This window comes from Labrys monachus (genome assembly GCF_030814655.1).
Classification (GTDB): Bacteria; Pseudomonadota; Alphaproteobacteria; order Rhizobiales; family Labraceae; genus Labrys; species Labrys monacha.
The window spans coordinates 3,679,692-3,706,271 of sequence record NZ_JAUSVK010000001.1 but is presented as its reverse complement, the minus strand read 5'-3'; the positions used below and the strand labels follow the sequence as shown (position 1 = coordinate 3,706,271).

The following is a 26,580-nucleotide window of genomic DNA, read 5'->3' as shown; positions in this document are numbered from 1 at the left end:
TGTATTTATGGCGTGGGGGCGTTGGTGACGATTAAGAGGAAGATTCGACGTTCACGGGCTCGGCTGCTGGCCGTATCGAGCGCGCTGGCCTTGGCCGCAGCGACATCGGCGCATGCGCAGAGCACCGGCGACAGCGGGGTGATCCAGCTCGACCCTTTGAAGGTCACAGGCTCAAATGGCTCTCCGACCGGCCCCGTCGTCGGCTATGTCGCGAAAAATACCAGCGCGGGCTCCAAGACCAACACGCCGATCCAGGAAGTGCCTCAATCGGTGTCCGTGATCGGGCGGGACGAGCTTGACGCGCACCAGCCGCAAAAAGTCGACGAAGCCCTGCGCTATACGGCAGGTGTGCAGGCTCAACCCTACGGCGTCGATTCACGTTCGGATTGGATCCGTATCCGCGGCTTCGATGCCACGCAGACCGGCATATTTCTCGATGGGCTGCCGCTGTATCAATATTCCTTCGGCGGCTTCAAGATCGAGCCCTTCACCCTCGAACGGATCGAAGTCCTGGAGGGACCGGCCTCCGTCCTCTATGGCGGCAGCAATCCGGGCGGCCTGGTCAATCTCGTCAGCAAGATGCCGACCGACGAACCGCTGCATTATCTCGAAACCGGCATCAATAGCTGGGGGCATGGCTACGGGGCCTTCGATTTCGGCGGACCGGTCGACGCCTCGGGCGTATGGAGCTATCGCCTGACCGGCAAGCTTTCCGGCGGCGGCTACGAGACGGATCATGCCCAAAGCCTGACGGGGGTCATTGCCCCGGCGGTCACCTATAAGCCCAACGACGATACCCGTCTAACCGTGCTCGGCCAGTATCAACATGATGACCTCGACCATACCGGCGGCTTCCTGCCCTATGTCGGCACCGTGGTCCGTGCGCCCTTCGGCTATATTTCGCGCAGCTTCTATTATGATGAACCGGCCGCGGATACCTATAATCGCGACCAGGCGATGATCGGCTATCAGTTCGAGCACAGGTTCAACGATATCTGGAAATTCCGCCAGAATGTCCGCTATTCCTATGTGAACGTCGATGAAAGCGGACCCTATACCTATGGCTATCTCGACCCGACGACAGGCTATCCGACGTCGACGCCGACGGCGCCGGACAATCTCCTATACCGCGTCGGATTTTCGCAACATACCATCGTCAACACCTTCTCGGCGGACAATCAGGCTGAGGCCAGATTCGACACGGGTGCGCTTGCCCACACATTGTTGTTCGGGCTCGACTACAAATATTACAACATCGACCAGGTCCAGGCTTCCAGCACGGCTACGCCGATCAGCGCCAGCAATCCGGTTTATGGCGCATCGCAGTCCTCGAACGTGCCTTATCTCGACCAGAACTACACCATGCATCAGCTTGGTGCCTATGTTCAGGACCAGGTGAAGTTCGGGGGCGGTTGGATTGCCACGCTGAACGGACGCTATGATCGGGTGTGGTCGAACAGCACCGACAAGATCGGGTCGGCGAATTTTTCGGGCGACACCGGCGCCTTCTCCGGCCGTGCGGGCCTTGCTTACGAGTTCGCCAATGGCCTGACGCCCTATATCGCGATTTCCAGGTCCTTCAATCCGCAAATCGGATCGGATGCCGAGGGACAGGCCTTCAAGCCGGAATTCGCCAGGCAATACGAGGCGGGCATCAAATACAAGCCCGCCTTCTTCGATGGCCTGATCACCGCCTCCTATTTCGATCTGACCCGTACCAACGTCCTGACCACGGATCCAGACAATACGCTTTTCCAGAAGCAGATCGGCCAGGTGCGTTCGCGCGGGGTGGAGGTACAGGGCAAGGCCAACGTAACCGAAGCGCTGAAAGTAACGGCCGCATTCACGGCATACCATATCCAGACGGTCAAGGATTCCGATCCCACCGTCGTCGGCAAAAGGCCGGACGGTACACCGGAGGTTTTGTCGTCTCTCTGGGCCGATTATACTCTCCAATCCGGCGTCTTGAAGGGGCTTGGGTTCGGGGCAGGCGTTCGTTATCAGGGTTCTTCTTATGCCGACAATCAGAATACGCTGAAGGTTCCGTCCGCTACTCTGTTTGATGCCGGCATTCATTATACCTACGACAAATGGAACGTGGCGTTGAACGTCAACAACATCTTCAACCGCCGCTACGTGGCCAGTTGCGATACCGCCTATGACTGCAGCTATGGCGAGGGACGGGTCGCGACGCTTAAGGCGAGCTACAAATGGTAAGGCAGCAGTCTCTCCTGACGGGGGGAGGGGACTGCACAAGCCGCGAGAGAGCCAATGCAGGAGAAGAGCTGGATGGGTGCGGAATGACAGCAGGCCGCGGCTGCAAATCCCTTTCGCGCCGCATCGCTGCGCGTTTGTGGACTGCATTGTCTCTCTTCGGATTCTCGACCTTGGCGGCCCTTGCCCAAGGCGCAGCGACGCCTGCCGGGCAATCCGCCTCGGCGCCACTCGCTCTGCCGCATGATCTTTCGCCCTGGGGGATGTTCCTCCAAGCCGATATCGTGGTGAAGGCGGTAATGATCGGCCTTGCCTTCGCATCGGTGGTGACCTGGACGGTCTGGCTCGCCAAGGGCATCGAACTGCTTGCGGCCAGCCGCAAGGCCCGGAACACCAATCGCATCCTGGCGCAAGCCGACACGCTCGCCCAGGCGTCCGCTGCCATCGCAAACGGCTGGATCCGGCGCGGCGCCGTTGCCGATCTGGTCCGGGCGGCAGCGCTCGAAACCGGGCGCTCGGCGGATCTGTCTGCCGAGGGCATCAAGGAGCGGTCGGCGATCGCCCTGTCGCGCATCGAGGCACGCGCGGGCCGCGACATGGCACGCGGCACCGGATTGCTTGCGACCATCGGCGCCACGGCACCGTTCGTCGGCCTGTTCGGCACGGTCTGGGGCATCATGAACGCTTTTATCGGCATTAGTCAGGCTCATACCACCAATCTGGCCGTGGTCGCCCCCGGCATCGCCGAGGCGCTGCTGACGACGGCGATCGGCCTCATTGCGGCGATCCCGGCCGTGGTTGTCTACAATGTCTTCGCGCGCGGGATCGCCGGCTATCGAGCGCTGCTGTCGGACGCGTCCGGCGAGATCCTGCAGCATCTTTCGCGTGATCTCGAAAAAGACCGCGGCCCGCATCAAATCCGCAACGGCGAAGCGGGCAGGCAGGATCGGCCGCGCATTGCCCAGCCGGCCGAGTAGGCATCATGGCAGTTTCCCTCAAAGATGCGCAGGACGGGAATGTTCCGGAAGTATCGGATATCAACGTCACGCCCTTCATCGATGTGATCCTGGTGCTGCTCATCATATTCATGGTGGCGGCGCCGCTTTCCACCGTCGACGTACCGGTCGATCTGCCGGTCTCCAACGCACCGGCGCAGCAGCGGCCGGACAAGCCGGTCTTCCTGACGGTGAAGGCGGATCTGACCCTTTCGCTCGGCGAGGATGCCGTCGATCGTGCAGCCCTGCAGACGAAGCTCGATCGATTGACGGGCGCCGACCGTGAGCAGCGGGTCTTCCTGCGCGCCGACGGTGCCGTCGCCTATCGCGATGTGATGGATGTGATGAACCTCCTGCGCCAGGCCGGCTATCTCAAGGTTGCCCTCGTGGGGCTGGAGGATGTCGGACAGGAGGCGGCGCGAAGTCCGGCGGCGGCTTCGCCCACCCCGTGATGGCGAGGATCGCTCCCTTGCCGGCACCGCGTCGCGATCGGGCTCTGTCGTCGGCGTTGCGCTGGGGTGCGGCGGTGGTGGTTGTCGTCGCCGTCCATGCCGGCGTGGCCTGGCGCGCTTATGAATGGCGTCTCGCCGAGGACACATCCGGCGATATCCCGGCGATCGCGATCGATCTGGCGCCCCTGACTGTTGCACCGGCGCCGCCCGTGCAACAGGCATTGCCCATGCCCGAAGTCGCGCAAGTGCAGCCGGATCCGGCCCCCGATCTCCAGGCGCAGCCTCTCGATGTTCCTGCGCCTGCCGTTCCCGCCCCTGTTGCTTCCGGGCCGGAACTCGCCGCCCCTGCACCACCGCTGGATCAGGCGCAGACCGTGCAGCCCGTTGAGTCGGCATCGGCCGATGCGCTCCCCGAGGTTCCCCCGGACATCAAAGTGCCCGAGCCCCCCGTTGTCCTCGACGCCGATTCCCTGTTGCCGACAGAGGCGCCTGCCGTGCCGATGGCAACGGACAAGCTCGAGGTCCAGGATCAGCCTCCTGTCAAGAAAGCAGTCAAACATTCCAGAACACCGGATAAACCGGTCCCGATACGGCGCGAACGGACAACGCCACCACGGACGGTTCAGGCGCAGCGCGCTGACAGGGCCGAGTCGGCGCGCGCAGGCGCCACGGCTCGACCCTCCGTGTCGCCTGCCGCCTGGGCAAGCAGTGTGCTTGGCCATATTCGCGGCTACAAACGCCTCCCGCCTGATGCAAAAGGGTCCGGTTCGGCGTCTGTTGCCTTCACCGTCAACCGTTCCGGCCAGGTTTTGTCCGTGCGTTTGGTGAGATCGTCCGGCGATCCCGCGCTTGATCGTGAAGCTGTCGCCCTGCTTCGTCGCGCAAGTCCGGTCCCCCCTCCGCCTGCCGGCTTGGGAGGGGCGACGCTGTCGCTGACGCTTCCGGTCATCTTCGAGCCATAGCCATGCTGGAATTTACGCGGACCACAAGGGACAAGGAACGGCCTGCTGCAACCCCCTCGTTCGATCTGAGCGATGTCAGCTACGCCGTCCCGGGGCGCGTGCTGCTTCATCCGCTCACGCTGTCATTGCCCGGAGGACGCGTGATCGGGCTGATCGGTCACAACGGCTCGGGCAAATCGACCTTGATCAAGTTGCTCGCTCGCCAGCAGCCGCCCGCCTCCGGCACCATCAGCTATGACGGCCTGGCCCTGCAACAATGGAGCGAACGTGGCTTTGCCCGCCAGGTCGCCTATCTGCCGCAGCACACGCCGCCAACCACCGGATTGCTGGTCAGGGAACTCGTCGCTTTCGGCCGCTACCCCTGGCACGGCGCTCTCGGCCGCTTTGCGCCAACAGACCGCAAAAGAGTCGCCGACGCCATGGCGCTCGCCAATATCGAATCCTTCGCTGATCGTTTGATCGATACTCTGTCGGGCGGCGAACGTCAGCGCGTCTGGCTTGCCATGTTGGTGGCCCAGGATACACGCTGCCTGCTGCTCGATGAACCGATCTCTGCTCTGGACGTCGCACACCAGGTGGAGGTGCTCGCGCTCGTTCGACGACTGTCGCGCGAACGCGGACTCGCCGTCGTCATCGTCTTGCATGACATCAATATGGCCGCGCGCTTTTGCGACGAGATCGCTGCCCTTCACGGCGGCCGGTTGATTGCGCGAGGAACACCCGAAGAAATCGTGACGCCGGAACACCTCGGGATGATCTATGGCCTGGAAATGGGCGTCGTCCCGCATCCGGAGGCAGGCTATCCAATAAGCTTTGTGCGCTGAGGAAATAGAAGCGGCGCCTGCAAGCTCCGGCCGTTCGAAATCGGCGTCGCATCTGCCAGTACGGAAATGACCCCTCGAAAAACGGTGAAGGCGCCCACCTGTGCTGAACCTGCGGAGCGCCGACTACAGCCATGAAAGTTTAGTCCGATCAGTATTTTATTCGCTTATTCTCATGTCTTGATCGTGGGGTTGCGGCATCGGGAATCGCGCGTTCTCCGGGCGCCGCGCTCAGCCGCCCCGGTGCGGCGCGCCCTTCGCCGTGAGGCGCTGGGCGGCGATGACGATGATCAGCAGCAGCCCGACGAAGATCGACATGACGATGCCGGGCACGTTGAGCAGGCCCAGGCCGAACGTCACCAGTCCCATGATGAAGGCGGCGAGCACGACGCCGAGGATGCTGCCGACGCCGCCGCTGATGCTGACGCCGCCGAGCATCGCCATGGTGATGACCTCGAGTTCGTAGCCCTGGGCGATCGAGGGGCGGGTCGAACCGAGCCTCGACGTGACCAGTACGGCGGCGATGCCGGACATCAGTCCCGTCAGGCAGAACAGCAGGAACTTGATGCGGGAGACCCGCACGCCGGAGAATTGCGCCGCCACCGGATTGTTGCCAATGGCGAAGATGCGGCGGCCGAAGCTCGTCCGATGCAGGACGAACCAATAGAGCAGGGCGGCGGCGAGGAAGAGCGCCAGTTCGAACGACACCACCCACCAGACATAGCCCTGGCCGAAGAAGGCGAAATCGGCGGGATAGCCCTGATAGGCTTTGTCACCGAGCATGATGAAGGCGATGCCGCGGAACAGGCTCATCGTGCCGATGGTGATGATGATCGACGGCAGGCCGAGACCCGTGACGAGGACGCCGTTGAGAGCGCCGCAGGCGAGGCCCATGCCGATGCCGATCGGCACCAGCACCGCCGTTCCGGCACCGGTCTGGGCCGCCATGCCCATCAGGGTGGAGGAAAGCGCGATGATGCCGGCGACCGAGAGGTCGATCTCGCCCGAGATCAGCAGCAGCGCCATGGCGAGGGCGATCAGCGCCTTCTCCGTGAAGTTGAACGTCAGGTCCGACAGCGACCACGGATCGAGGAAATAGGGCGAGGCGACGCAGTTGAGCCCGAAGATGGTGACGGTGACCGCCACCAGCAGCGCTTCCCAGGACAGGAGCGCCGAGCGCAGCGGCCTGTCGAGCCGGTCCGGGATGTGGCGCGGGGCCGGGATATCGCTCATGCCGTTTCCGCCTTCCTCAGGATGATGCGGCCCTTTCGCCGCTCGGCGCGCGCATTGATCGCGACGGCCACGATGATCGCCATGCCGGAGATCGCCATCTGCCAGAACGGCGAAATGTCGATCACCGGCAGCGCGTTCGAGATCAGCCCCAGGAACAGCGCGCCGAGCACCGCCCCGCCGACCGACCCGATGCCGCCGGCAATCGAGATGCCGCCGATGACGCAGGCCGCGATGATGTTGAGCTCGAAGCCGTTGGCGATCTCGACGGAGGCGATGACGTAACGCGCCACCCACAGATAGCCGGCGAGGCCGCTGACCATGCCCGAGAGGCAGAAGACGATGAACTTCGTCCGCCCGACGTCGACGCCGATATAGACCGAAGCCGTCGGATTGACGCCGACGGCGAAGATCGAGCGGCCGAGCGCCGTATAGGTCGTCAGCGCGAAGAACAGGACGATGACGAGGAGGACGATCCAGGACAGGACGGGGATGCCGAGGACGACGACGCGCTGCAGCCCGATGAAGGTGGGACTCATCTGGTCGGCATTCACCCAGGCGCCGCCCGACAGGATGAAGGTCGCGCCGCGATAGATGGTGAGCGTGCCGAGCGTCACCACGATCGACGGCATGTTCAGCTTCCAGATCAGGATGCCGTTCAGCGCGCCGAGGGCGAGACCGATCACCAGCGCCAGTACGATCAGCATGGCGACGGGAATATCCGGATGAGCGGCATTCAGCATCGCCACGGCCATGCCGGTGAAGCAGAGATTGGATGCCATGGACAGGTCGAAGGAGCGGGTGACGATCACCAGCATCTGGCCGAGCACCAGCATGATCAGCAGCGCGGTATCGTTGAAGATCTGCGCGAGGTTGCCGGGGGCGGCGAACGCCGGAAAGCGGATCGAGACCAGGCCGATCAGCACCGCGATGGCGACGAGAAGCCAGACTTCCCGATATCGGAACAGCGCCTTCATGGGACGATCCCCGCGGCGCTGCGCACCAGGGTCTCGGCGTCGAGGCCTCGCCTGTCATAGATCGCGGCAAGGCGGCCCTCGCGCATGACGGCGACGCGGTCCGACATGCCGAGGATCTCAGGCAGTTCGGAGGAGACCATGATCACCGACAGCCCCTGCGCCACCAGTTCGGCCATGAAGCCATGCACGGCCGCCTTCGAGCCGATGTCGATGCCCTTGGTCGGCTCGTCCAGGATGATCACCTTGGGCGCGGTCGCCAGCCATTTGGCGATGACGACCTTCTGCTGGTTGCCGCCCGAGAGGGTGCCGACATCCTGGCTGAGGGATGACGCGCGCAGGTCGAGCCGTTCGGTATAGGCCCGCGCCAGCGCGAATTCCTCGGCCAGGCGCAGCAGCCCGGATTTCGAGGTCCGTCCGAGCGAGGGGAGGGAGATGTTCTGGAAGATCGGCAGGCCGATGACGACGCCTTGCCGGCCGCGATCCTCCGGCACATAGACGATGCCGGCCTCGATGCTGTCGGCGGCCGATCTCGGCGCGAGCGCCCTGCCTTCGAGCGTGATGGCGCCGCGGCTGGTGCGTGTCATGCCGGCGATCGCCTGCATCACCTCGCTGCGGCCGGCACCGATCAGGCCGTAGAAGCCGAGGATCTCGCCCTTGCGCAGCTCGAAGCCGATATCCTCGAACTCGGTCGGGTGGGAGAGGCCCGAAACCGCGAGCACCGGCGCGCCGAGGCGCGGCTCGCGCCGCGGAAAGATATGGTCGACCGACCGCCCGACCATCAGCCTGACGATCTCGTCCTGGCCGGTATCTCGGATCAGCCCTTCGCCGACCATCGCACCGTCCCGGAAGACGGTGAAGCGGTCGGCGATACGGTAGATCTCGTCGAACTTGTGGCTGATGAACAGGATGGCCTTGCCGCTGCGCTTCAGGAGGTCGATCAGCGTGAAGAGCTCCTCGATCTCCCTCAGCGACAGAGCGGCGGTCGGCTCGTCCATGATGACGATGCGGGCATCGATCGACAGGGCCCGTGCCACGGCGACCAGATGCCGGCTGGCGATGCCGAGATCCTTCAGCCTCGCACCCGGGTCGATATGGCCGGCGCCCATCCGGCCGAGCACGTCGCGGGCCTGCCGTCGCACGCTGCGCCAGTTGATGGTGCCGAACCGTCCGCGCGGCGCATGGCCGAGGAAAATGTTCTCGGCGACCGAGAGATCGTCGAACAGCACGGTTTCCTGGTGGATGGCGGTGATCCCGGCCCTGAATGCATCCTGGGCCGAGGAAAAGATCACCGGCCGGCCGTCCACGCTGATGGTGCCGGCCGAAGGCTGGTAGATGCCGGTCATGATCTTGACCAGCGTCGACTTGCCGGCGCCGTTTTCCCCGATCAGCGCCGTGACCTCCCCCGGGTAGAGCGACAGGCTCACCGCGTCGAGTGCCCGCACGCCTGGAAAGCTCTTGCTGACTCCCGTCAACGCCAGGCTCGGCACGCCGGCGGCGCGCTGCGGTGTCAATTGCGGCGGGCCCGGCGTGTTCGTCATCCTGTCGGGGCCTGCCTGCCGATCGAGAGATGTTTGCGTTTCGCTCAAGCCGCTAGCCATTCCTGCATGAGGTATTTCGCATGCCGTCCGTCATCGCCTGCGGGGAATGACGGACGGGGGAGGGCTGCCGGATGGCAACGATCCGTCAGAACTGCTTGGCGTATTGCTCGATATTGGATTTGTCGAAGACCAGCAGGTCCTTGAGATAGGTGTCGTTGTCGGCCTCGATCGTCATGTCGCCGAGGCGGCCGATGCTGGCGGTGGTGCCGGCCGTTCCCTTCAGGGTCCCGCGAGCGATCCCCGCCGCGAACGTCACCGCCGCATAGCCGAGATCCGCCGGATTCCAGAGCTGGAAGGTCTGCGAGACGCCCGAGAGGATATTGGGCTTCATCTCCGAGGGCAGGCCATGTCCGGTCACGAAGATCTTGCCGACCATGCCGGCATCGGTGACCGCCCGGCATGCGCCGATGATGCCGACGGCGGTGGGCGAGATGATGCCGCGCAGATTCGGATGCGCCTTCATCAGGCCCTGCGCCTCGCGGTAGCTCTTGTCGGCGGCATCGTCGCCATAGACGACGCCGACCAGCTTGAGGTTCGCATAGTCCGGCTTCTTCCATTCCTCCTTCATCTTCTCGATCCAGATGTTCTGGTTCGTGGCCTGGGAGGTGGCCGAGAGGATGGCGACTTCGCCCTGGCCGCCGAGCGTCTTGCTGATCATGCGGACGTCGTTGGCACCGACGAGATCGTCGTGGGGGGCATTGACATGCATGACGCGACCTTCGGGTGCGACGCCTGAATCGAAGGAGAGCACCGTGATGCCGCGCTGCATCGCCTTCTTGGTCGTCGGCACCAGCGCGCTGGCGTCGTTGGCCGAGATGATGAGGGCGTCGACCTTCTGGGCGATGAGCGTGTTGATCACGGAGATCTGCTGCTCGACGGTGGCGGCGGTCGGTCCGGTATAGATGATCTCGATGCCGCCGAGCTGCTTGGCCGCCTCCTGGGCGCCGTCGCGTGCCACGTCGAAATAATTGATGCCGAGCACCTTCACCACCACGCCGATGCGCAGCTTCTTCTGTGCGAAGGCGGACCGCGGCAGGGCGACGAGGGTGCCTCCGGCGAGCATGCCTGCGGACAGGGTTTTCAGGACTTGGCGGCGATCGACGCTCATATTTCTCTCCCTGGATGTATCGTTGTTGCAGGCAGCTTGTCCGCCGCCTTTCTCGAATTGGATGGGCGCGCGAGCGCCCGGCCGCCGGAATATGGCGGACGGTCGATGGCGGACCGCCCTTTCGTCAGACGGTCGCCCGCCACACGTCCGGGACGAAGGCGTAGCCCTCGCCGCGCCGGTCGACATGGCCGAAGCAAGGAAAGTCCATATGGATTCCCGCCACCCGCAGCCGGTCGGCCGCCGCCATGTCGAGCGCACGCCGGCGGGTGGCGATCGCCTGTTCGCGGTCGATGTCGAGAACGGTGCACGCCTGGGGCGCGGCCATCTGCAGGCTCGGCATATGCACGACATCGCCCCAGATCATGACGGCATCGGTGCCGGACTCGATCAGCCAGCCCGTATGTCCCGGTGTATGGCCGGGCTGGGTGATGGCGGTGACGCCGGGCGCGACCGAACCGTCGCGGATGGTGCGGATGCGATCGGCATAGGGGGCCGTGGCGCGGCGGGCCCCTTCGAAGAACTCGAAGGTTTCCGCCGGTGCATGCGAGGGCGAGGCGGGATCGCGGAAGAATTGCAGCTCGGCTTCGTTCACCCACAATTCGGCGCGCGGGAATATGGCTTGGCCGCCGTCGTCGACGAGGCCGTTGACATGATCGGGATGCAGATGCGTCACCAGGATGGCGTCGATATCCGCCGGCCCGACACCCATGTGCCCCAGGTTGCGGCACGCCATGCCGAGCGTCGGCCCCATGCTGGTGCCGCAGCCGGCGTCGATCAGGAAGCGCCGGCCGCCGGTCTCCACCAGAAAGGCGTTCATGGTCATCTTCGGCGGAACCGGGCGGAACGATGCCCGTTCGAGCCGCTCGCATTCCTCGTGATCGATGCCGGCGATGAGATCGAATCCGGCCTGAAAGGTTCCATCGTTCACTGCGGTGACCATGATGTCGCCGATCGCGAGGTGGTAGAGGCCCGAGGGCTGGCATTGAGGTCTTGCTGTCACGTCACGTTCCCAGGTCGGCGCATCATCTCATTTGCGAGGGAAGAAACGAACGGCCCCACGCTCGAGCGCGATGCGTCGAGACTCGGACGTCGTTTCCTCCCGCTCTTGTTCGGCGGCGGCCGCGGCGATGCTGCGGTTTGCAGGATCTTTTATAGATCAAGGGACAAACTGCAGAAATCGTATGTGGTCATGTCGCCATCGTGCCTGACGACGAGGAGCGGGACCGCGGCCGCCATTTCGCGGCGCGACCGGCGTTCTCAGGGGGCTCGGGAAATGGCAGGGCGGTCCTCGCGCAGCAGGTCGGATCATGTGCGGGCCGTCGGCGCCGCTCCATCCCCCTGGACGAGAGCCGCCGGTTTGCCCTTCTCTCCGCCCACGGCGAGGAGGGCTTTCTGCGCCCATCGTCACCGCCCCAGCTTTGCTGAAGGTGACGCCCACCGACGGCACTCGCTGCTGCGGGCGGGAGGCGAGGGTGGCGTGCGACGCTTCGTATGTCATCGCTCGGAGCGATGCCCGTGCGGGTCCGCCTTCCTGCGGTGGACGATACGCCCCCGCCGCAGACAAAAAAACCGGCGCGCGAGTTGCCTCGCGCGCCGGCTGATCGAGACCGGATCCGGGGAGTGCAGGGCACTCACCGCGGGTCCGGCGGGATGATCCAGGCCTTACGTAGCCGGAACCTCAGATGGCGGACACCGCCTTCATCGAACCAGCGTGAATTCCCTGGACCATGTTGTGTTCAGACACTGGATCACCTCCTTTCGGTTGTTTCAGACCATCCGAAGATGGAGGGAGAGGCGGGCCTTGTAAAGGGCCGGCGTCCCCGAAGGGCTCGGCTGCGACACATAGACCGCCGATGGTGCATTCCGGTCACACCGGCCGTGGCGCGTTCCGTTTCGTCCGCTTTCCGGGCGCCCAATCGCCGTCACAGGCCTCGGTAGGGCGAGAGCGTCGATGAAGCCGGTGAGGTCGGCCCCTGTCCGCCGGTCATGGCTTTCTCCGTTCATTTGGGTACGCGGCGGGCGCCGCAACGGCTCGGCCCGGCAGTGAGGATCGCTTAACCCCTTTCGCAGGGACGAGCCGCAGGGGAGGGCTTTCTTAAGTGAAGCAGCGGCATTGGAGGCACGAAGCCCATGCGCTGCCGTCCCTCAGATGCCATCGGCAAGCGCGGACCAGACGGCACGTCTCAATCGGATCGAAGGTCAAGACGAGACCGTCCCGTCCTGTTTAGGGGGGCGCTAAACATTGCGTCGAGACGAGACCGTATCGTCTCGACCGCCGCCAGCCATTCCTCGCGATCCGCGTGATAAAGAGGCTGTAGACAATTGATAGAGCTCAGTAATCGTCGGCGTCGTTGGGAAACCCAGAGGCTGCGTCATGAACGTCGCCCTCTGCGCCGGCTTGACGGCGGGCGCGCGGCGGGCTCTTTCCACGATCCTTGGATATCGGTGGAACCGCCTGCATGACGATCACGATCTACGGCATCAAGAATTGCGACACCATGAAGAAGGCCCGCCTTTGGCTCGACCAGCACGGCGTCGCCTATGCCTTCCACGACTACAAGGCGCAGGGCATCGATCGGGCCCGTCTGCAGAGCTGGTGCGGGCAACTCGGCTGGGAAACCCTGCTCAACCGGGCGGGTACGACGTTCCGCAACCTGCCCGACGGCGAGAAGCAGGGGCTGGACGAGGGCCGGGCCGTCGCGCTGATGCTGGCCCAGCCCTCGATGATCAAGCGGCCGGTCCTCGATCTCGGGACGGGCCGCGTGCTGGTGGGGTTCAAGCCGGAACTCTACGGCGCAGCGATACCGCCTCCTGCTTCCGTGTGAGCGCTGCGATCCATGATCGCGGTGTCATTCGTCTCGGCTTGGCGGACGACGGCGATCTCTGCCGCCGCCTTTTCGGTCGCCTCGAAAGGGCGCGGGATATCGATGTGAAGGCCCGCGGGCGCTGGGCGGTCCGGCTGATCGGGCGGCGGCAGTGCGACACGCTATCCGCTTTCCTTTCGGCAGCCATGCGCCCAGATTGCCGCCCTTTCGATGCCGGCCCGCCCAGGCCTTTCGGTGCCGCGCAATCCCGTTCTCATTTGCAGGAGCCCATTGATGAAAGCCGTCGGTTATTACACGCCGCTGCCGATCGCATCCCCTGAGTCGCTCGTCGATCTCGAGGTGGCTGCGCCCACGCCCGGCCCGCGCGACCTTCTCGTCCGCGTCCATGCCATCGCCGTCAATCCGGTCGACGTGAAGGTGCGGGCCGGTGCCAAGCCGCCCGAAGGCCAGGCCCGCATCCTCGGATGGGACGCGGCGGGGGTCATCGAAGCCGTGGGCCGCGACGTGACCCTGTTCCGGCCGGGCGACGAGGTCTTCTATGCCGGGGCGCTGGACCGGCCCGGCGCCAACAGCGAGTGGCATGTGGTCGATGAGAGGATCGCTGCCCGCAAGCCGGCCTCGCTGTCCTTCACGCAGTCCGCCGCTTTGCCGCTCACCGCGCTGACGGCGTGGGAATTGCTGTTCGACCGCCTCGGCGTTCCCTACGGCACCAAGCATCACAAGGGCTCGATCCTGATCGTCAACGGGGCGGGCGGCGTCGGATCGATCCTCACCCAGATCGCCCGCCGCCTTACCGGCCTCACCGTGGTCGCCACGGCCTCGCGGCCGGAGACGATCGCCTGGTGCCGGGGCATGGGTGCCCACCATGTCATCGACCATCACAAGCCGCTCGCTGAAGGCCTGCAGGCTGTCGGGATTGCCGAAGTCGACTATGTCGCCGGGCTCACCGCGACCGAAAAGCACCTGCCCGGGATCGTCGACGTCCTGGTGCCCCAGGGCAGGCTGGCGCTGATCGACGACCCCAAGACCCTCGATATCGTGCCGCTGAAGCGCAAGAGCCTCACCGTGTCCTGGGAGCTGATGTTCACCCGTGCGCTCTTCCAGACACCGGACATGATCGCGCAGCACAGGATCCTGACCGAGGTCGCCGAACTCGTCGATGCCGGCGTGCTGCGCACGACGCTGCACCGCGAGTTCGGCGCCATCAATGCCGCCAACCTGCGCGCCGCCCATGCCGGCATCGAAAGCGGCAAGGCCATCGGCAAATCGGTGCTGACCGGTTTCTGAGGCGAGGCGGGGGCAGGCGTCAGCCCGCCGCCCCGGCAAAGGTGTCGATCAGCAGCTTGACGTTCAGGACGAGGATGACGCCGGCGATCGCCCAGGCGAGGATCGACAGCCAGGCCGGCGTCACCAGCGCGCCCATCTTGCGCCGGTCGGACACGAAACGGACCAACGGAATCACGGCGAAGGGCAATTGCATCGACAGCACGACCTGGCTGAACACCAGGAGCTTCGCCGTGCCCTGTTCGCCGTAGAGCGCCGTCACGGCGACCACGGGGACGATGGCGATGCCGCGGGTGATGAGGCGGCGCGCCCAGTCGGGGATGCGAAGGTGCAGGAAGCCTTCCATGATGATCTGGCCGGCGAGCGTCGCCGTCACCGTCGAGTTGACGCCGGAGGCGAGCAGCGCGACGGCGAACAGGGTGGAGGCGATGCCGACGCCCAGCACGGGCGAGAGCAACTGGTAGGCCTGGCCGATCTCCTCGATGTCGGTGTGGCCGTTGCGATGGAACACCGCGGCGGCGGTGATGAGGATGGCGGCGTTGACGAACAGCGCGAGCATCAGGGCGATCGTGCTGTCTCCGACGGCCCATTTCACCGCCGAGCGGCGCCCTTCGGGATCGCGGGCATAGGCGCGCGTCTGCACGATCGACGAGTGCAGGTAGAGATTGTGCGGCATCACGGTCGCACCGATGATGCCGATGGCGATGTAGAGCGCTTCGGGATTGGTGACGACCGCCGATTGCGGCACGAAGCCGCCCAGGATGTCGCGGATCGCCGGCGCCGCCAGGACCATCTGGATGCCGAAGCAGACGAAGATGACGACCAGCAGGACGATCACGAAGGCCTCCAGCGCCCGGAAGCCCCTGCGCATCAGCAGCAGCACCAGGAAGACGTCGACCGCCGTGATGATGGCGCCGAGGACCAGGGGGATGCCGAACAGCAGGTTGAGCGCGATGGCGGTGCCGATCACCTCGGCGAGATCGCAGGCGATGATGGCCAGTTCGCAGGCGAGCCACAGCACGATGTTGACGGGCTTGGGATAGTGCTCGCGGCAGGCCTGGGCGAGATCGCGCCCGGTGGCGATGCCGAGGCGCGCGGCGAGCGCCTGCAGCACGATCGCCATCAGGTTGGACAGCAGGATGACGGACAGCAGCGTGTAGCCGAACTTCGAGCCGCCGGCGAGATCGGTCGCCCAATTGCCGGGGTCCATATAGCCGACGGACACCATGTAGCCCGGACCGAGAAAGGCGAAGAAGCGCCGCAGCCACAGGCCTGCGGCCGGCACGGGCACGCTGGCATTCATCGAACCGAGGCTGGGGCGACTGCCGTCCCCCTCGAAACGCCAGGCCGGCGCACTGCCGGCCGCCTCGTTACTCATTTCGTCCTCCACGGGCCATCCTGTCTTGGACCAACATCAACCTATTTAATATAGCTTATGCTATAATACAATGAGAAGGCAATAGACAAGCGCCCCGGCTCACTTTCATTGGGGCAGTTGGAAAAATCATGCCGGGTAGGCTATGAGGCTGTCGGTGCGTCCGGAATTCGCAAGGAGGGAGCCGAGATGAAGCGGGCTGCTGCGCCTTCGGCCGGAGAAGCGGGTCTGGTCGATGCCGTCGTGCATGTGGAGAGCTTTCGCCAGGCTCGGGAGGCCAGGCGCCTCGAACTGGTCGAAGATTATGTCGAACTGATCGCCGACCTGATCGGCGACGGCGGCGAGGCGCGCCAGGTCGATATCGCCGCCCGGCTCGGCGTGGCGCAGCCGACGGTCGCCAAGATGCTCAAACGCCTCGCGGAGGAGGGGTTGGTGGCGCAGCGCCCGTATCGCGGCGTGTTCCTCACCGGCGCCGGACAGGCCCTCGCCGACGCCAGCCGGGAGCGCCATCGCCTCGTCGAAAGCTTTCTTCTCGCCCTCGGCATCGACGCGGACACGGCCCGGCGCGACGCGGAAGGCATCGAGCATCACGTCAGCAAGGCGACGCTCGACGCCTTCGCCCGTTTTCTCGGCAGGACATAGCGGGGCGCCCCGCCATCTCCTGAGTTCTTGATCCAGGAAACCCTACCAACGGACTGTCCTGCCGCGATAATCGAGATAGACCAGGCCGGAATGTCCGGTGCGGCTCGCAAGGGTGTCGACGACGCCGGGAATGCTTTCGGAGATATCGAGGCTGGCGGCTGGGCCGCCCATGTCGGTCCGTACCCAGCCCGGCGCGATGATCACCATGGCGCGCCCCTCGCTTGCATGCCGCGCCCAAAAGCTGCGCATCAGCGTGTTGAGCGCCGCCTTGCTGGCGCGATAGACCTCCCATCCGCCGTCTTCGTTGTTGGCGACGCTTCCGAGCCCGGACGACATCACGCCGATGGTTCCCTCAGGCGTCACCAGGCCCTCGCACGCCTCGATCACGCGCATCGGACTGAGGGCGTTGGTGATCATCACGCGCATGAACTCCTCGGTCGAGACCTCGCCGATCGTCTCTCCCGGATCGTTGCTGACGCCGGCATTGACGAACAGGAGGTCGAACCGGCGCTGCGCCAGGCGCCGGCGCAAGGCTGCCACTTCGGCGGGCCGGGTGATGTCGACGGTTTCGATCTCGAGCTTCGAATTCCACTGGTCGGCGAGATCGTGGAGCGCGGTCCGGCCGGTGCCCCGGGCCGTCGCGACGACGTGCCAGCCGCGTTTCAGATATTCGGCGGCGAGAGCGAGGCCGAGGCCGCGCGAAGCCCCGACGATCAGGGCGACAGGGGAAGAGGGCATGCGATTATTCCTTGTTCAAGTCGGCGTTGGATCCGGCAATCGGCGGCGTAAAGATGAATTCTAAGCGAGAGTTACGATGGTTTTCTTGCAGGGCAGGTCAGAATGCTCGGCGTCGGGATCGGGAGACCGCCCGCAGCCGGTCTCCATGCCGGAGGCTGAACGAAGCCGTTGACATCGGTCGCGTGTCGGGACCTTTCATGGGGATCCGGCGGGCCGCAGCGATGCGGCTCCATCGATCGTTACATTCGGAATTTCTCCCATCCCAAAGAATTGTCTGAGGAAAATATCATGTCACAGCTGCCCGACGCCATGACTGCCATTGCCATCAGCAGGCCGGGCGGCCCGGAGGTGCTGGTCCCAGAGCGCAGGCCGGTGCCGCGGCCGGGCGAGAGCGAAATCGTCATCCGCGTGGCGGCGGCCGGCGTCAACCGGCCGGACGTCTTCCAGCGTGCCGGGTCCTATCCGCCGCCGAAAGGCGCGTCCGACCTGCCCGGACTGGAAGTCGCCGGCGAGGTGGCCGCGGTAGGAGCGGCGGTGACGCGCTGGCGGCCCGGCGACAAGGTGTGCGCTCTCACCCCGGGCGGCGGCTACGCCGAATACGCCCTCGTCGACGCCAGCAATGCCCTGCCGGTGCCCGCCGGCCTCGACATGATCCATGCCGCCGCGCTGCCCGAAACCTTCTTCACCGTCTGGCACAATCTGTTCCAGCGCGGGCGCCTCGCCGAAGGCGAGACGGTGCTGATCCATGGCGGCTCCTCCGGCATCGGCACCACCGCCATCATGCTCGCCAAGGCGTTCGGGGCGACCGTCATCGTCACCGCCGGCTCGCCGGAGAAATGCGACGCCTGCCGCAAGCTCGGCGCCGACATCGCCATCGACTACAAGGCGGGCGACTGGCTGCCGGCCGTCAAGGAGGCGACGCAGGGGCGGGGCCCGGACGTGATCCTCGACATGGTCGGCGGCAGCTACATCGCCCGGAACTACGAGGCCGCCGCCTTTGACGGGCGCATCGTCAGCATCGCCTTCCTCGAAGGATCGAAGGTGGAGATCGACTTCGTCCGGCTGATGACGAAGCGCCTGACGCATACGGGCTCCACTCTGCGCGCCCAGTCGACGGCCGCCAAGGCCGTCATCGCGAGGGCCGTCGAGGACAAGGTCTGGCCGCTGCTGGCGGCGGGACGCTGCCGTCCCCTCGTCCACGCGACCTTTCCGCTCGCCGAGGCCGCCGCCGCCCATGCGCTGATGGAGACCAGCTCCCATATCGGCAAGATCGTGCTGACGGTGTGAGAGGTCAGCCGGCGAGCTTCTCATTGTCGTATCCGGCGTCGGCGATCGCCTGGCGCAGGAGAGCTTCGTCGGCCTCGCTGCCGATCCGCACGATATGGGCCGCCAGATCGGCGTCGACGGAGGCGGCGGGGTCGATCGCCTTGACCGCGCCGCCGATGGTGCGCACGCAATGGCTGCAGCTCATGTCCGGGATCTTGAGGGTGATCATGACGAATCTCCATGAGGGATAGGGAAGTCTTGTAATCCTTCCCATCGTGGCAAGGTCAAGCACGGCGACGATGCCCCCTCGGCAGGCGGGCTGCCCCCTCGGGCGATCGGCAGATCGTGCTTGACCTTCCCATGATGGGAAGGCCCACCTACATGGGCAGTGACCCATGAAAGGGCAATTGCCATGTCCGATACGCTTCAACTCGCCATTGACGGCATGACCTGCGCGTCCTGCGTGCGCCGCGTCGAAAAGGCCATCGCCGCCGCGCCCGGCGTGGAGCGGGCGTCCGTCAACCTGGCCACGGAACGCGCCGAGATCGTCCTGGCGGCCAAAGCCGATGCCGGGCCGGTGCTCGCGGCGGTCGAACGCGCCGGCTATGGCGCGCATGTGGTTGCCGGCGAAGCGACCGGCGATTCGGAGCGGGAGAAGCGGCGCGCCGAATTGTCGGCGCTGCGCCGGAGCCTCGCCGTCGCGGCGATCCTGACCCTGCCGATCTTCCTGGTCGAGATGGGATCGCATCTCGTTCCCGCCTTCCACCACGCCGTCATGGCGACGCTCGGCGCCTGGAACGGGTATGCGCAGTTCGTCCTCTCCGGCGTCGTGCTGTTCGGCCCCGGCCTGCGCTTCTTCCGGAAGGGCATTCCGGCGCTGCTCCATGCGGCGCCCGACATGAACGCGCTCGTCGCCATGGGCGCCGGCGCGGCCTGGCTCTTCTCCGCCGTCGCCACCTTCCTGCCGCAGATCCTGCCGGCCGGCACCGCCAATGTCTATTACGAGGCGGCGGCGGTGATCGTGACCCTGATCCTGCTCGGGCGCTATCTGGAGGCGCGGGCCCGGGGCGAGACGAGCGAGGCCATCCGCAAGCTCGCCGGCCTGCAGGCGCGGACGGCGCTCGTCGTCGCGGACGGCGCCAGCCGCGAGGTGCCGATCGCCGAACTCGCGATCGGCGACATCATCCGCGTCCGTCCGGGCGAGAAGATCGCCGTCGACGGCGAGGTCGTCGAAGGATCCTCCTTCGTGGACGAGGCGATGATCACCGGCGAGCCCATGCCGGCCGCCAAGCAGGTCGGCGCCACGGTGTTCGGCGGCACGCTCAACAAGACCGGCAGCTTCTCCTTCCGTGCGACGAAGGTCGGCGCGCAGACGCTGCTCGCCCAGATCATCCGCATGGTCGAGACGGCCCAGGGCGCCAAGCTGCCGATCCAGGCGCTTGCCGACCGGATCACCGCCTGGTTCGTGCCCGCCGTCATGGCGGCGGCGCTCGTCACCTTCCTCGCCTGGCTGGCTTTCGGGCCGAGCCCTGCCTTGTCCTTCGCGCTCGTCAATGCCGTCGCCGTGCTCATCATCGCCTGCCCCTGCGCCATGGGCCTGGCCACCCCGACATCGGTGATGGTCGGCACCGGCCGCGCCGCCGAGCTCGGCGTGCTGTTCCGCCGCGGCGACGCCCTGCAGACCTTGCGCGATGCGAGCGTGGTCGCCTTCGACAAGACGGGCACGCTCACCGCCGGCCGCCCGGCGATGACCGACATCGTCCTGCGCGACGGCTTGGCGGAGGACGAGGTCCTCGGCCTGCTCGCCGCCGCCGAATCGCGTTCGGAGCATCCGCTGGCGGCCGCCATCGTGGAAGCCGCCGGCCGGCGCGGCCTGCCGTTGCAGGAGGCGCGCGAGTTCGACGCCATGCCGGGGCACGGCGTGTCGGCCGCGGTCGGGCAGCGCCGGGTCAGCATCGGCTCCGACCGCCTGATGGCGAGGCTCGGCCTCGATGTCGGCGTCTTCGCCGCCGAGGCCGCGCAGTTCGCCGCCGATGCCAAGACGCCGCTCTACGGTGCCGTCGACGGGCGCCTGGTCGCCCTGCTGGCCGTCGCCGATCCGATCCGGCCGACGGCGCGGGCCGCCATCGCCGCCCTGCGTGCGCGCCATCTGCATATCGCCATGGTGACGGGCGACAACCGCGTCACCGCCGAGGCGATCGCCCGGCGGCTCGGCATCGACGAGGTCGCAGCCGAGATCCTGCCCGACGGCAAGGCGGCGGCGGTGCGGCGGCTCGGCGCCGGCGGCAGGAAGGTCGCCTTCGTCGGCGACGGCATCAATGACGCGCCGGCGCTCGCCGCCGCGGATGTGGGCATCGCCATCGGCACCGGCACGGATATCGCCATCGAGAGCGCCGACGTCGTGCTGATGTCCGGCGATCCCCAAGGCGTCGCGCGGGCGATCGCCCTTTCGGAGGCGACGATGCGCAATATCGGCCAGAACCTGTTCTGGGCGTTCGCCTACAATGTCGCCCTCATCCCGATCGCGGCCGGCGCGCTCTATCCGGTCAACGGCACGCTGCTGTCGCCCATGCTGGCCGCCGGCGCCATGGCGCTGTCGAGCGTCTTCGTGGTCACCAACGCATTGCGGCTGAAGCGCTTCCGCTTCGGCCGGGAGGCGGGCGTGCCGGAGGACGGGCGCCGTCCCGTGCCCGCGGCATGAAACGGGAGGGAGATGCGCGATGAATATCGGCGAGGCCGCGGCCGCATCCGGCGTTTCGGCCAAGATGATCCGCTATTACGAATCGATCGGTCTGGTGCCCCATGCCGTGCGGACCGAGGCGGGCTATCGTGTGTATGGCGATAACGACATCCACACGCTGCGCTTCATCCGCCGTGCCCGGGACCTCGGTTTCTCGGTCGCGCAGATGGAGACGCTCCTCGCTTTGTGGAGCGACCGGTCGCGCGCGAGCGCCGACGTCAGGCGCGTCGCCCTCGACCATATCGAGGAACTGGAGCGCAAGATGAAGCAGATGGCGTCGATGACGCACGCCCTGCGCCACCTCGTCCAGCATTGCCACGGCGACGGCCGGCCGGACTGTCCGATCCTCGAGGACCTCTCGCACGGCGAGGAGCGCGCGCCCGCCCCGGCAAAGGCGACGCGGCGCGCGGCAAGGGGTGGCGCGCCGGTCTCCTGACGGGCCGATCGGCGAATGCCGTCCTTTCGCGCCCGTGCGCTGTCGTCGGGGCGGCGGGCGGGCTATCCTCGCCTCCGCCATGGCCGTCAGACCGATTCTCCGATTTCCCGATGCCCGCCTGCGCATGCCGGCCGCGGAGGTGCTCGCCTTCGACGCGGAGACGAGGGCGCTGGCGGACGATCTGCGCGACACCATGCGCGCCGCTCCCGGCATCGGCATCACCGCACCGCATCTGGGCATTCTCAAGAGGCTGGTCGTCATCGAGCTGCCGGACGAAGCCATCGTCCGCATCTATGTCAATCCGCGCATCGTCTGGATGGCGGAGGAGACGCGGGAGCATGCCGAGGGCAGCGTCTCCATGCCCGGCGTGACCGAAACGGTCGAACGCCCGGCGCGGGTCCGGCTTCGCTACCATGATCTCGACGGCGTGGAACACGAGGAAGAGGCGGAGGGGCTGCTCGGCGTGTGCCTGCAGCACGAGATCGACCAGCTCGACGGCATCTTCTGGATCCAGCGGCTCTCCCGGCTGCGGCGCGAGCGTGTCGTCAAGCGTTTCGGCAAGATGACGAAGGCGGCGTGACCCCCTGGGACCGCCGGCTTCCAGCCGGCTCTTCTTCGGCGTCGTTCCGGGGCGCCCGAAGGACGGGCCCGGAACCCATACATAGGCCGAAAATCATCTTGTCTCAGCGCCCATGGCCGTCCGGTCCGCACAGGCTCCGGCTTCGGGCCCGCGTTTTCATCGCCGCACCCCGCAAGGGCCGGCCTCGGAGTTTTCGGCGCTCTGCGCAGCGGCGGCTCGCTGTGGTCGAGACGCGGCCCTTCGCGTCTCCTGGGAGCGCGGGCGTCCCGCCCGCTCTGGAAACGCTGCGCTCGCCGATTGAGACGTTGCGCTTGGGGGTGGCAAGAGCGGGCGAGACGCCCGCGGTCCCAGGGAAGAACGCCAAGCCGGCGGCGACAGTGCGGTCGGTCATCCCGGACGCGATGCGGCACGTCAGTGACGCATCGCAGATCCGGGATCGCGCGCAGAAGGAACCTCATCCTGCACGCGGTCCCGTGTCTGCACCGCACCCCTGAGGGGTGCCGTGCGCACAGGATGACGGGTGATGGCTCTGCAGGCATGCGTCTTCGTCGCCGCGCCCTGAGCGGGCCGGATCGTGCAAGGGAAGATCGGGGCGACGACGGCTGTTTCTCGTGTCAGCCGTGGTGCGGTGTAGGATCGTGGTCGTGAGGAATCGTGGCCTCGCATGTTGTGCAAGGCCGCCGTCGCCCCTTTCCCGCCGGGCCGGGACGCGCCAACAGGCAACGCGCCGGAGCCAGGCTCTTTCCCATCGATCCGGATCAAGCCTGCGGCCTGAACCGGAGTGCCGGACGGGAGGCATCGCCGGCGCCGGAGGGCACGGTTCCCTCCATCACCAGCCATGCCGGACAGGCCCCGCGCCCTTCACTGCTTCCGGGCCAGGGAAGCCGCTCGGGTGCGCCAAGCCTCACCCACGGAACGGGCGGGACAGGGGCCTTGGCGGACGGCTTATATCTTCGCCGCACCCCGCCGGCCGGGGCAGCCGGGTCCCCGTGCTGCTGCGGCCGCGGACGCTGCGGGCCGGGTTTGCCGGCCGCCGGCGTCCGACAAGGCGATCCGGCCTGGAGATGCCCGCCATCCCCTCCTCGCGGACGGTGCGGCGGGCGGCCGGCGCCTCTCCTGTCTCGCGCGGGATCGAGGGCAGGCCCGAAGGCGGCCCGATCCCGGCACGGTTCCTCATCGAGCCCCGTGTGCAGACCTGACGGCCGGGTGATCGCACACCCGGCGCTACCGGATGTCGGCGGTCCCGGCATTGCCCGTGAGAGCAATGGGGCGGTCTGCAGCGGTCCCTCTCAGCGCCGGCCCCGTCCTGGTTTCCAACACCATGACAGAGTGGACAAGCACCTCGATGCGGCTGGCGCGCCGCAGGCATAAACGGGGATCGCCCGGAGTGGGTGGAAGGCACGGGGCGGTATCGCGAACCTTGGCCCCGCCGCGCTTCATTCCCAAGGAAAGTAGGCCATGGGAAAGCGCGGATGTCAAGATTTGTATTCGTTTTGTTCCATAAAGACATTGCGGCCGATGGGCCGAAAACCAAAGCGTGGGGTGGCCATGAAGGCAAGGACTGGGGGCGAATAAAGTGCAGTGTCACCGTGTGCGCCCTGTAGGCGTGTTTCTCTAGTGGAGGTAGGTTCCACCCGGGGTAGAGTCGAGGAAGGGCGCGGTAGCTTGAGCCATTCGGCAACGCCCCGTTTCCCTTCCCCGCTCATCAAACCGGACGTGCGGATTTCCCGCATCCGGCTTTCCGGGTGGCTTCATTGTAAGGCCCACGACGGGACACAGGATGCACGCGTCTGAGCTGGCGCACACCGAGTTCGGCGAAGATGGTGCTTCGCGAGAACGCTGATGTGCCGCTGTTTTGCTCCTTGTGTCGTTTGGCGAGGAAGTGCCTCACGCGGTCAACGACATGATGATCGGCCGCCTGATACGTCAGCGACAGCGAGCCATAGCCGAAGTAGGCCGACCAGCCAGCCAGAAGGCTGTTCAGTCGATCCCGCACGTCGGGCCATGATCCCTTGTTGCCGGGCACCAGCAGATCGCTCACCTTGCCTTTCAACCGTTGCAGGCTCCTGGCGGACGGACTGGCGCCGAGATAAAGGCGGCCATCCTTGCTATGACGATGCGGACCGAACGTGTAGCCGAGGAAGTCGAAGCGCTCGGTTCGAGCTTCCTTCACCGAGGTTTTCGCCTCGTTGATCGTCAGCCCGAGCCTTGTCATCACCGCCTTCGTCCACGCCAGCGCCTCTGCCGCGTGGCCGCGGCTGAGGATGACGAAGTCGTCGGCGTAGTTGACGACATGCGCCCTGAACGCCTCGCCGCAAGCAGCAAGACGCCAGTGCTTCAGGAACCGGTTCATGTAGAGGTTGGCCAGCAACGGGCTGACGACACCACCCTGCGGCGTGCCGAGCCGGTTGCGCTTGCCACCCATCCTGCGCCGGGTTCCATCCTCGCCTTGTTCCTCGACCGGCACTTTGAGCCACATCCGGATCAGATGCAGCACATGCCGGTCACAGGTACGACGAGATACCGACTTCATCAGTTCAGGGTGCGGGATCGTATCGAAGTACTTCGACAAATCCGCATCCACCACATCCGTATACCCTCCAAGCAAGTGCTGGTGCACCTGCCGGATCGCCTCGGCGGCGCCCTGCTGGGGACGATAGCCGTAAGCAGTCCTTTCCAGGTCCGCTTCGAAGATCGGCTCGAGCACAAGCTTGGCGGCGGTCTGAACAACCCGGTCCCGTATCGTCGGGATGCCGAGCGGGCGTTCACCGCCTCCCGGCTTGGGGATGATCACCCGCCGTACAGCCTGCGGCCGATACGTCTTCGAAGCGAGGTCCTTACCCAATGCCGCCAGCCAGTTCTCGACACCGCCCGCCTCGATCTGCGCAAAGCTCATCCCGTCAACACCCGATGCACCCCCATTCTCACGGGCACGCAACCAGGCATGGTGCAGGATGTCTTCACGGTAGATCTTGTCGTACAGTGCATAGAAGCGGAAGGCAGGCTCCGCCTTCGCCTTGCAATACAGCTTTCTTTGAAGAATCCGGATCCGTTCGGGCGTTGCTAGACGCATCGTCAATCGCCTCCACCTCATCTTTGCCGAAAGCACACCACAAGTCAGGGGCCTTCCCTCCACCGGCATTACCCGGTCTCGACAGTACTACGCCCCTGTCCGACTCCCGCCCGATGCCGCTGTCCTGAATGACAGCGTTGAGGACGCGACCCCCGCACCAAACGGGTCTCCCCCGATTACGCCCACCACCTTGCCGGCGTGCCGTGCCCACTACCCCGGTGAACCGGACGGGTGCAGATGTCGATTGCTTCCCCCTCCGCGCGGCCTTCCCCGGTAATCCGGCGGGTCGGCGCTCACATCTCGACTTTCGAGGCCTGCTCAGGCTTTACTCACATTACGGCCCACCGGCTCGCTCAACCGCCCAGGGCGGCCTTTGTCACGAGGCTCCGGCCCGCCCAATTACCCGGACAAGCCGCTCGTCTGCTACCGGATCAATCGACAACTGTCCGGGTGGAATCTTCCTCCACTGGTGATGTACACCGTCGGGGCGCACGAATTACGGGGACAGTTTACTTAATGAGTTTTGATTTCGGCCCACGTTTCCGCGGTCGCAGCGGCCGGCCTGTGCGGGCCTCCAAATCTGCGACCCAGGCGGCCGCTCCGAGCGGCCGTCCGGTGGACTCGGCGAGGCGAAGAGCGTTGGCCGCTGCCTCGTCCTCCTCGCTGCCTCGTCCTCCTCGCTGCCGAGGAGATCAGCGAAGTGCGGGAAGCGGTCGAGCACCGGGGCGAGTTCGGTCAGGCCGTCGCTCTCGCCGCTGAGATGGGCGCGGACGCTCGACCAGGGCCACTCCTCGGCCTTGGCGACGAGTCGGGCGCGCACCGGGTTGAGGCTGACATAGCGTAGGGCATGCGCGAAGTGGTCCTCGTCCATCGCCACCGAGCCGAAGCGTCCCTGCCATAGGTGTCCGGTCCAGCGGTTGCGGGCGTTGATGCGCGCCGTGTAGCGGCGATGCACTTCGCCAAGCAAGGCCCGCAGGCCGCCAGACGCGTCGGGGATGACGAGAAGATGCACATGATTGGGCATGAGACACCAGGCGACCACACGCGTGCCGGATTTCGGGGCGTAGAGGCGCAAGAGATCCAGGTAGGCCCGATAGTCGTCATCGCCGAAGAACACTCTCTCGCGCCGATTGCCGCGCTGCGTGAGGTGATGAACGGCGTCGGGAACCACGAGACGAGCTATGCGAGCCATACTACTATCATAGCTGGAATCGACTAATTAGTAAACTGTCCCCGTAATTCGTGCGCCCCGACGGTGTACATC

The 26,580-nt window shown here is 65.9% G+C and carries 21 protein-coding genes and 1 pseudogene; 12 read left to right on the top strand and 10 right to left on the bottom strand.

The window, feature by feature from the left end; translation table 11 throughout:
- Positions 1-21 precede the first annotated feature (21 nt).
- The 5 genes from J3R73_RS16825 (at position 22) to J3R73_RS16805 (ending at position 5,447) form a co-directional block, all read left to right on the top strand.
- Entirely contained in the window at positions 22-2,217 is a 2,196-nt protein-coding gene (locus J3R73_RS16825; RefSeq protein WP_307429110.1) for a TonB-dependent siderophore receptor, read from the top strand.
- Positions 2,218-2,300: 83 nt separating this feature from the next.
- Complete coding sequence (exbB, locus tag J3R73_RS16820) at positions 2,301-3,191, top strand: tonB-system energizer ExbB (protein ID WP_370880093.1); 891 nt, start codon at positions 2,301-2,303, stop codon at positions 3,189-3,191.
- Between the two features lie 5 nt (positions 3,192-3,196).
- Positions 3,197-3,661: a TonB system transport protein ExbD gene (exbD, locus tag J3R73_RS16815; protein WP_307429104.1), complete on the top strand. Its 465-nt coding sequence runs from the start codon at positions 3,197-3,199 to the stop codon at positions 3,659-3,661.
- Positions 3,662-3,678: 17 nt separating this feature from the next.
- Positions 3,679-4,623, top strand: a complete 945-nt coding sequence (locus J3R73_RS16810) for an energy transducer TonB (RefSeq protein WP_307429101.1) — start codon at positions 3,679-3,681, stop codon at positions 4,621-4,623.
- Positions 4,624-4,625: 2 nt separating this feature from the next.
- Positions 4,626-5,447 carry an ATP-binding cassette domain-containing protein gene (locus J3R73_RS16805; protein ID WP_307429099.1) on the top strand — a complete coding sequence of 274 codons (822 nt, stop codon included), beginning with the start codon at positions 4,626-4,628 and terminating at the stop codon, positions 5,445-5,447.
- 228 nt (positions 5,448-5,675) lie between these two features.
- On the opposite strand, the gene J3R73_RS16800 is transcribed toward J3R73_RS16805, so the two are convergent.
- The 5 genes from J3R73_RS16800 to J3R73_RS16780 all read right to left on the bottom strand — a co-directional run bounded on the left by J3R73_RS16800 (position 5,676) and on the right by J3R73_RS16780 (position 11,357).
- Positions 5,676-6,677, bottom strand: a complete 1,002-nt coding sequence (locus tag J3R73_RS16800; RefSeq protein WP_307429097.1) for an ABC transporter permease — start codon at positions 6,675-6,677, stop codon at positions 5,676-5,678.
- Complete coding sequence (locus J3R73_RS16795) at positions 6,674-7,651, bottom strand: ABC transporter permease (RefSeq protein ID WP_307429094.1); 978 nt, start codon at positions 7,649-7,651, stop codon at positions 6,674-6,676. The genes J3R73_RS16800 and J3R73_RS16795 overlap by 4 nt, the downstream gene beginning before the upstream one ends.
- Positions 7,648-9,189 (bottom strand): sugar ABC transporter ATP-binding protein, encoded by a 1,542-nt coding sequence (locus tag J3R73_RS16790; RefSeq protein ID WP_307429091.1) that lies wholly within the window; start codon positions 9,187-9,189, stop codon positions 7,648-7,650. Before J3R73_RS16790 ends, J3R73_RS16795 begins: the two co-directional genes overlap by 4 nt.
- A gap of 145 nt (positions 9,190-9,334) precedes the next feature.
- Positions 9,335-10,357 (bottom strand): rhamnose ABC transporter substrate-binding protein, encoded by a 1,023-nt coding sequence (rhaS, locus tag J3R73_RS16785; protein WP_307429089.1) that lies wholly within the window; start codon positions 10,355-10,357, stop codon positions 9,335-9,337.
- A 124-nt stretch (positions 10,358-10,481) separates the two neighbouring features.
- On the bottom strand, positions 10,482-11,357 hold the full coding sequence (locus J3R73_RS16780) for an MBL fold metallo-hydrolase (RefSeq protein WP_307429087.1): 876 nt from the start codon (positions 11,355-11,357) through the stop codon (positions 10,482-10,484).
- A gap of 1,459 nt (positions 11,358-12,816) precedes the next feature.
- On the opposite strand from J3R73_RS16780, the gene J3R73_RS16775 reads away from it, so the two are divergent.
- Positions 12,817-13,182, top strand: a complete 366-nt coding sequence (locus J3R73_RS16775; protein WP_307429082.1) for an ArsC family reductase — start codon at positions 12,817-12,819, stop codon at positions 13,180-13,182.
- 273 nt (positions 13,183-13,455) lie between these two features.
- Entirely contained in the window at positions 13,456-14,469 is a 1,014-nt protein-coding gene (locus tag J3R73_RS16770; RefSeq protein WP_307429080.1) for a zinc-binding alcohol dehydrogenase family protein, read from the top strand.
- Between the two features lie 19 nt (positions 14,470-14,488).
- Here J3R73_RS16770 and J3R73_RS16765 read toward each other — a convergent pair whose 3' ends face one another.
- Entirely contained in the window at positions 14,489-15,844 is a 1,356-nt protein-coding gene (locus J3R73_RS16765) for an Nramp family divalent metal transporter (RefSeq protein WP_307429077.1), read from the bottom strand.
- 186 nt (positions 15,845-16,030) lie between these two features.
- Here J3R73_RS16765 and mntR point away from each other — a divergent pair, with 186 nt between their 5' ends.
- On the top strand, positions 16,031-16,483 hold the full coding sequence (gene mntR, locus J3R73_RS16760) for a manganese-binding transcriptional regulator MntR (protein ID WP_307429074.1): 453 nt from the start codon (positions 16,031-16,033) through the stop codon (positions 16,481-16,483).
- Positions 16,484-16,525: 42 nt separating this feature from the next.
- On the opposite strand, the gene J3R73_RS16755 is transcribed toward mntR, so the two are convergent.
- A complete protein-coding gene (locus J3R73_RS16755; protein WP_307429071.1) occupies positions 16,526-17,221 on the bottom strand; it encodes an SDR family NAD(P)-dependent oxidoreductase in 696 nt (231 codons plus the stop codon).
- A gap of 288 nt (positions 17,222-17,509) precedes the next feature.
- On the opposite strand from J3R73_RS16755, the gene J3R73_RS16750 reads away from it, so the two are divergent.
- Positions 17,510-18,508 carry an NAD(P)H-quinone oxidoreductase gene (locus J3R73_RS16750; protein WP_307429068.1) on the top strand — a complete coding sequence of 333 codons (999 nt, stop codon included), beginning with the start codon at positions 17,510-17,512 and terminating at the stop codon, positions 18,506-18,508.
- Between the two features lie 4 nt (positions 18,509-18,512).
- Here the strand turns inward: J3R73_RS16750 and J3R73_RS16745 are convergent, their stop codons facing one another.
- Positions 18,513-18,716: a heavy-metal-associated domain-containing protein gene (locus tag J3R73_RS16745; RefSeq protein ID WP_307429065.1), complete on the bottom strand. Its 204-nt coding sequence runs from the start codon at positions 18,714-18,716 to the stop codon at positions 18,513-18,515.
- 192 nt (positions 18,717-18,908) lie between these two features.
- On the opposite strand from J3R73_RS16745, the pseudogene J3R73_RS16740 reads away from it, so the two are divergent.
- The 3 genes and pseudogenes from J3R73_RS16740 to J3R73_RS16730 all read left to right on the top strand — a co-directional run.
- A pseudogene (locus J3R73_RS16740) lies at positions 18,909-21,188 on the top strand (heavy metal translocating P-type ATPase); the annotation flags it as partial.
- Between the two features lie 19 nt (positions 21,189-21,207).
- Positions 21,208-21,663 (top strand): Cu(I)-responsive transcriptional regulator, encoded by a 456-nt coding sequence (cueR, locus tag J3R73_RS16735; protein ID WP_307429062.1) that lies wholly within the window; start codon positions 21,208-21,210, stop codon positions 21,661-21,663.
- 79 nt (positions 21,664-21,742) lie between these two features.
- Entirely contained in the window at positions 21,743-22,243 is a 501-nt protein-coding gene (locus tag J3R73_RS16730) for a peptide deformylase (protein ID WP_307429059.1), read from the top strand.
- A gap of 1,705 nt (positions 22,244-23,948) precedes the next feature.
- Here J3R73_RS16730 and ltrA read toward each other — a convergent pair.
- Both ltrA and J3R73_RS16720 read right to left on the bottom strand, forming a co-directional pair.
- On the bottom strand, positions 23,949-25,316 hold the full coding sequence (gene ltrA / locus J3R73_RS16725; RefSeq protein WP_307424710.1) for a group II intron reverse transcriptase/maturase: 1,368 nt from the start codon (positions 25,314-25,316) through the stop codon (positions 23,949-23,951).
- Between the two features lie 496 nt (positions 25,317-25,812).
- Entirely contained in the window at positions 25,813-26,508 is a 696-nt protein-coding gene (locus J3R73_RS16720) for a transposase (protein WP_307429056.1), read from the bottom strand.
- Between the last annotated feature and the right edge of the window lie 72 nt (positions 26,509-26,580).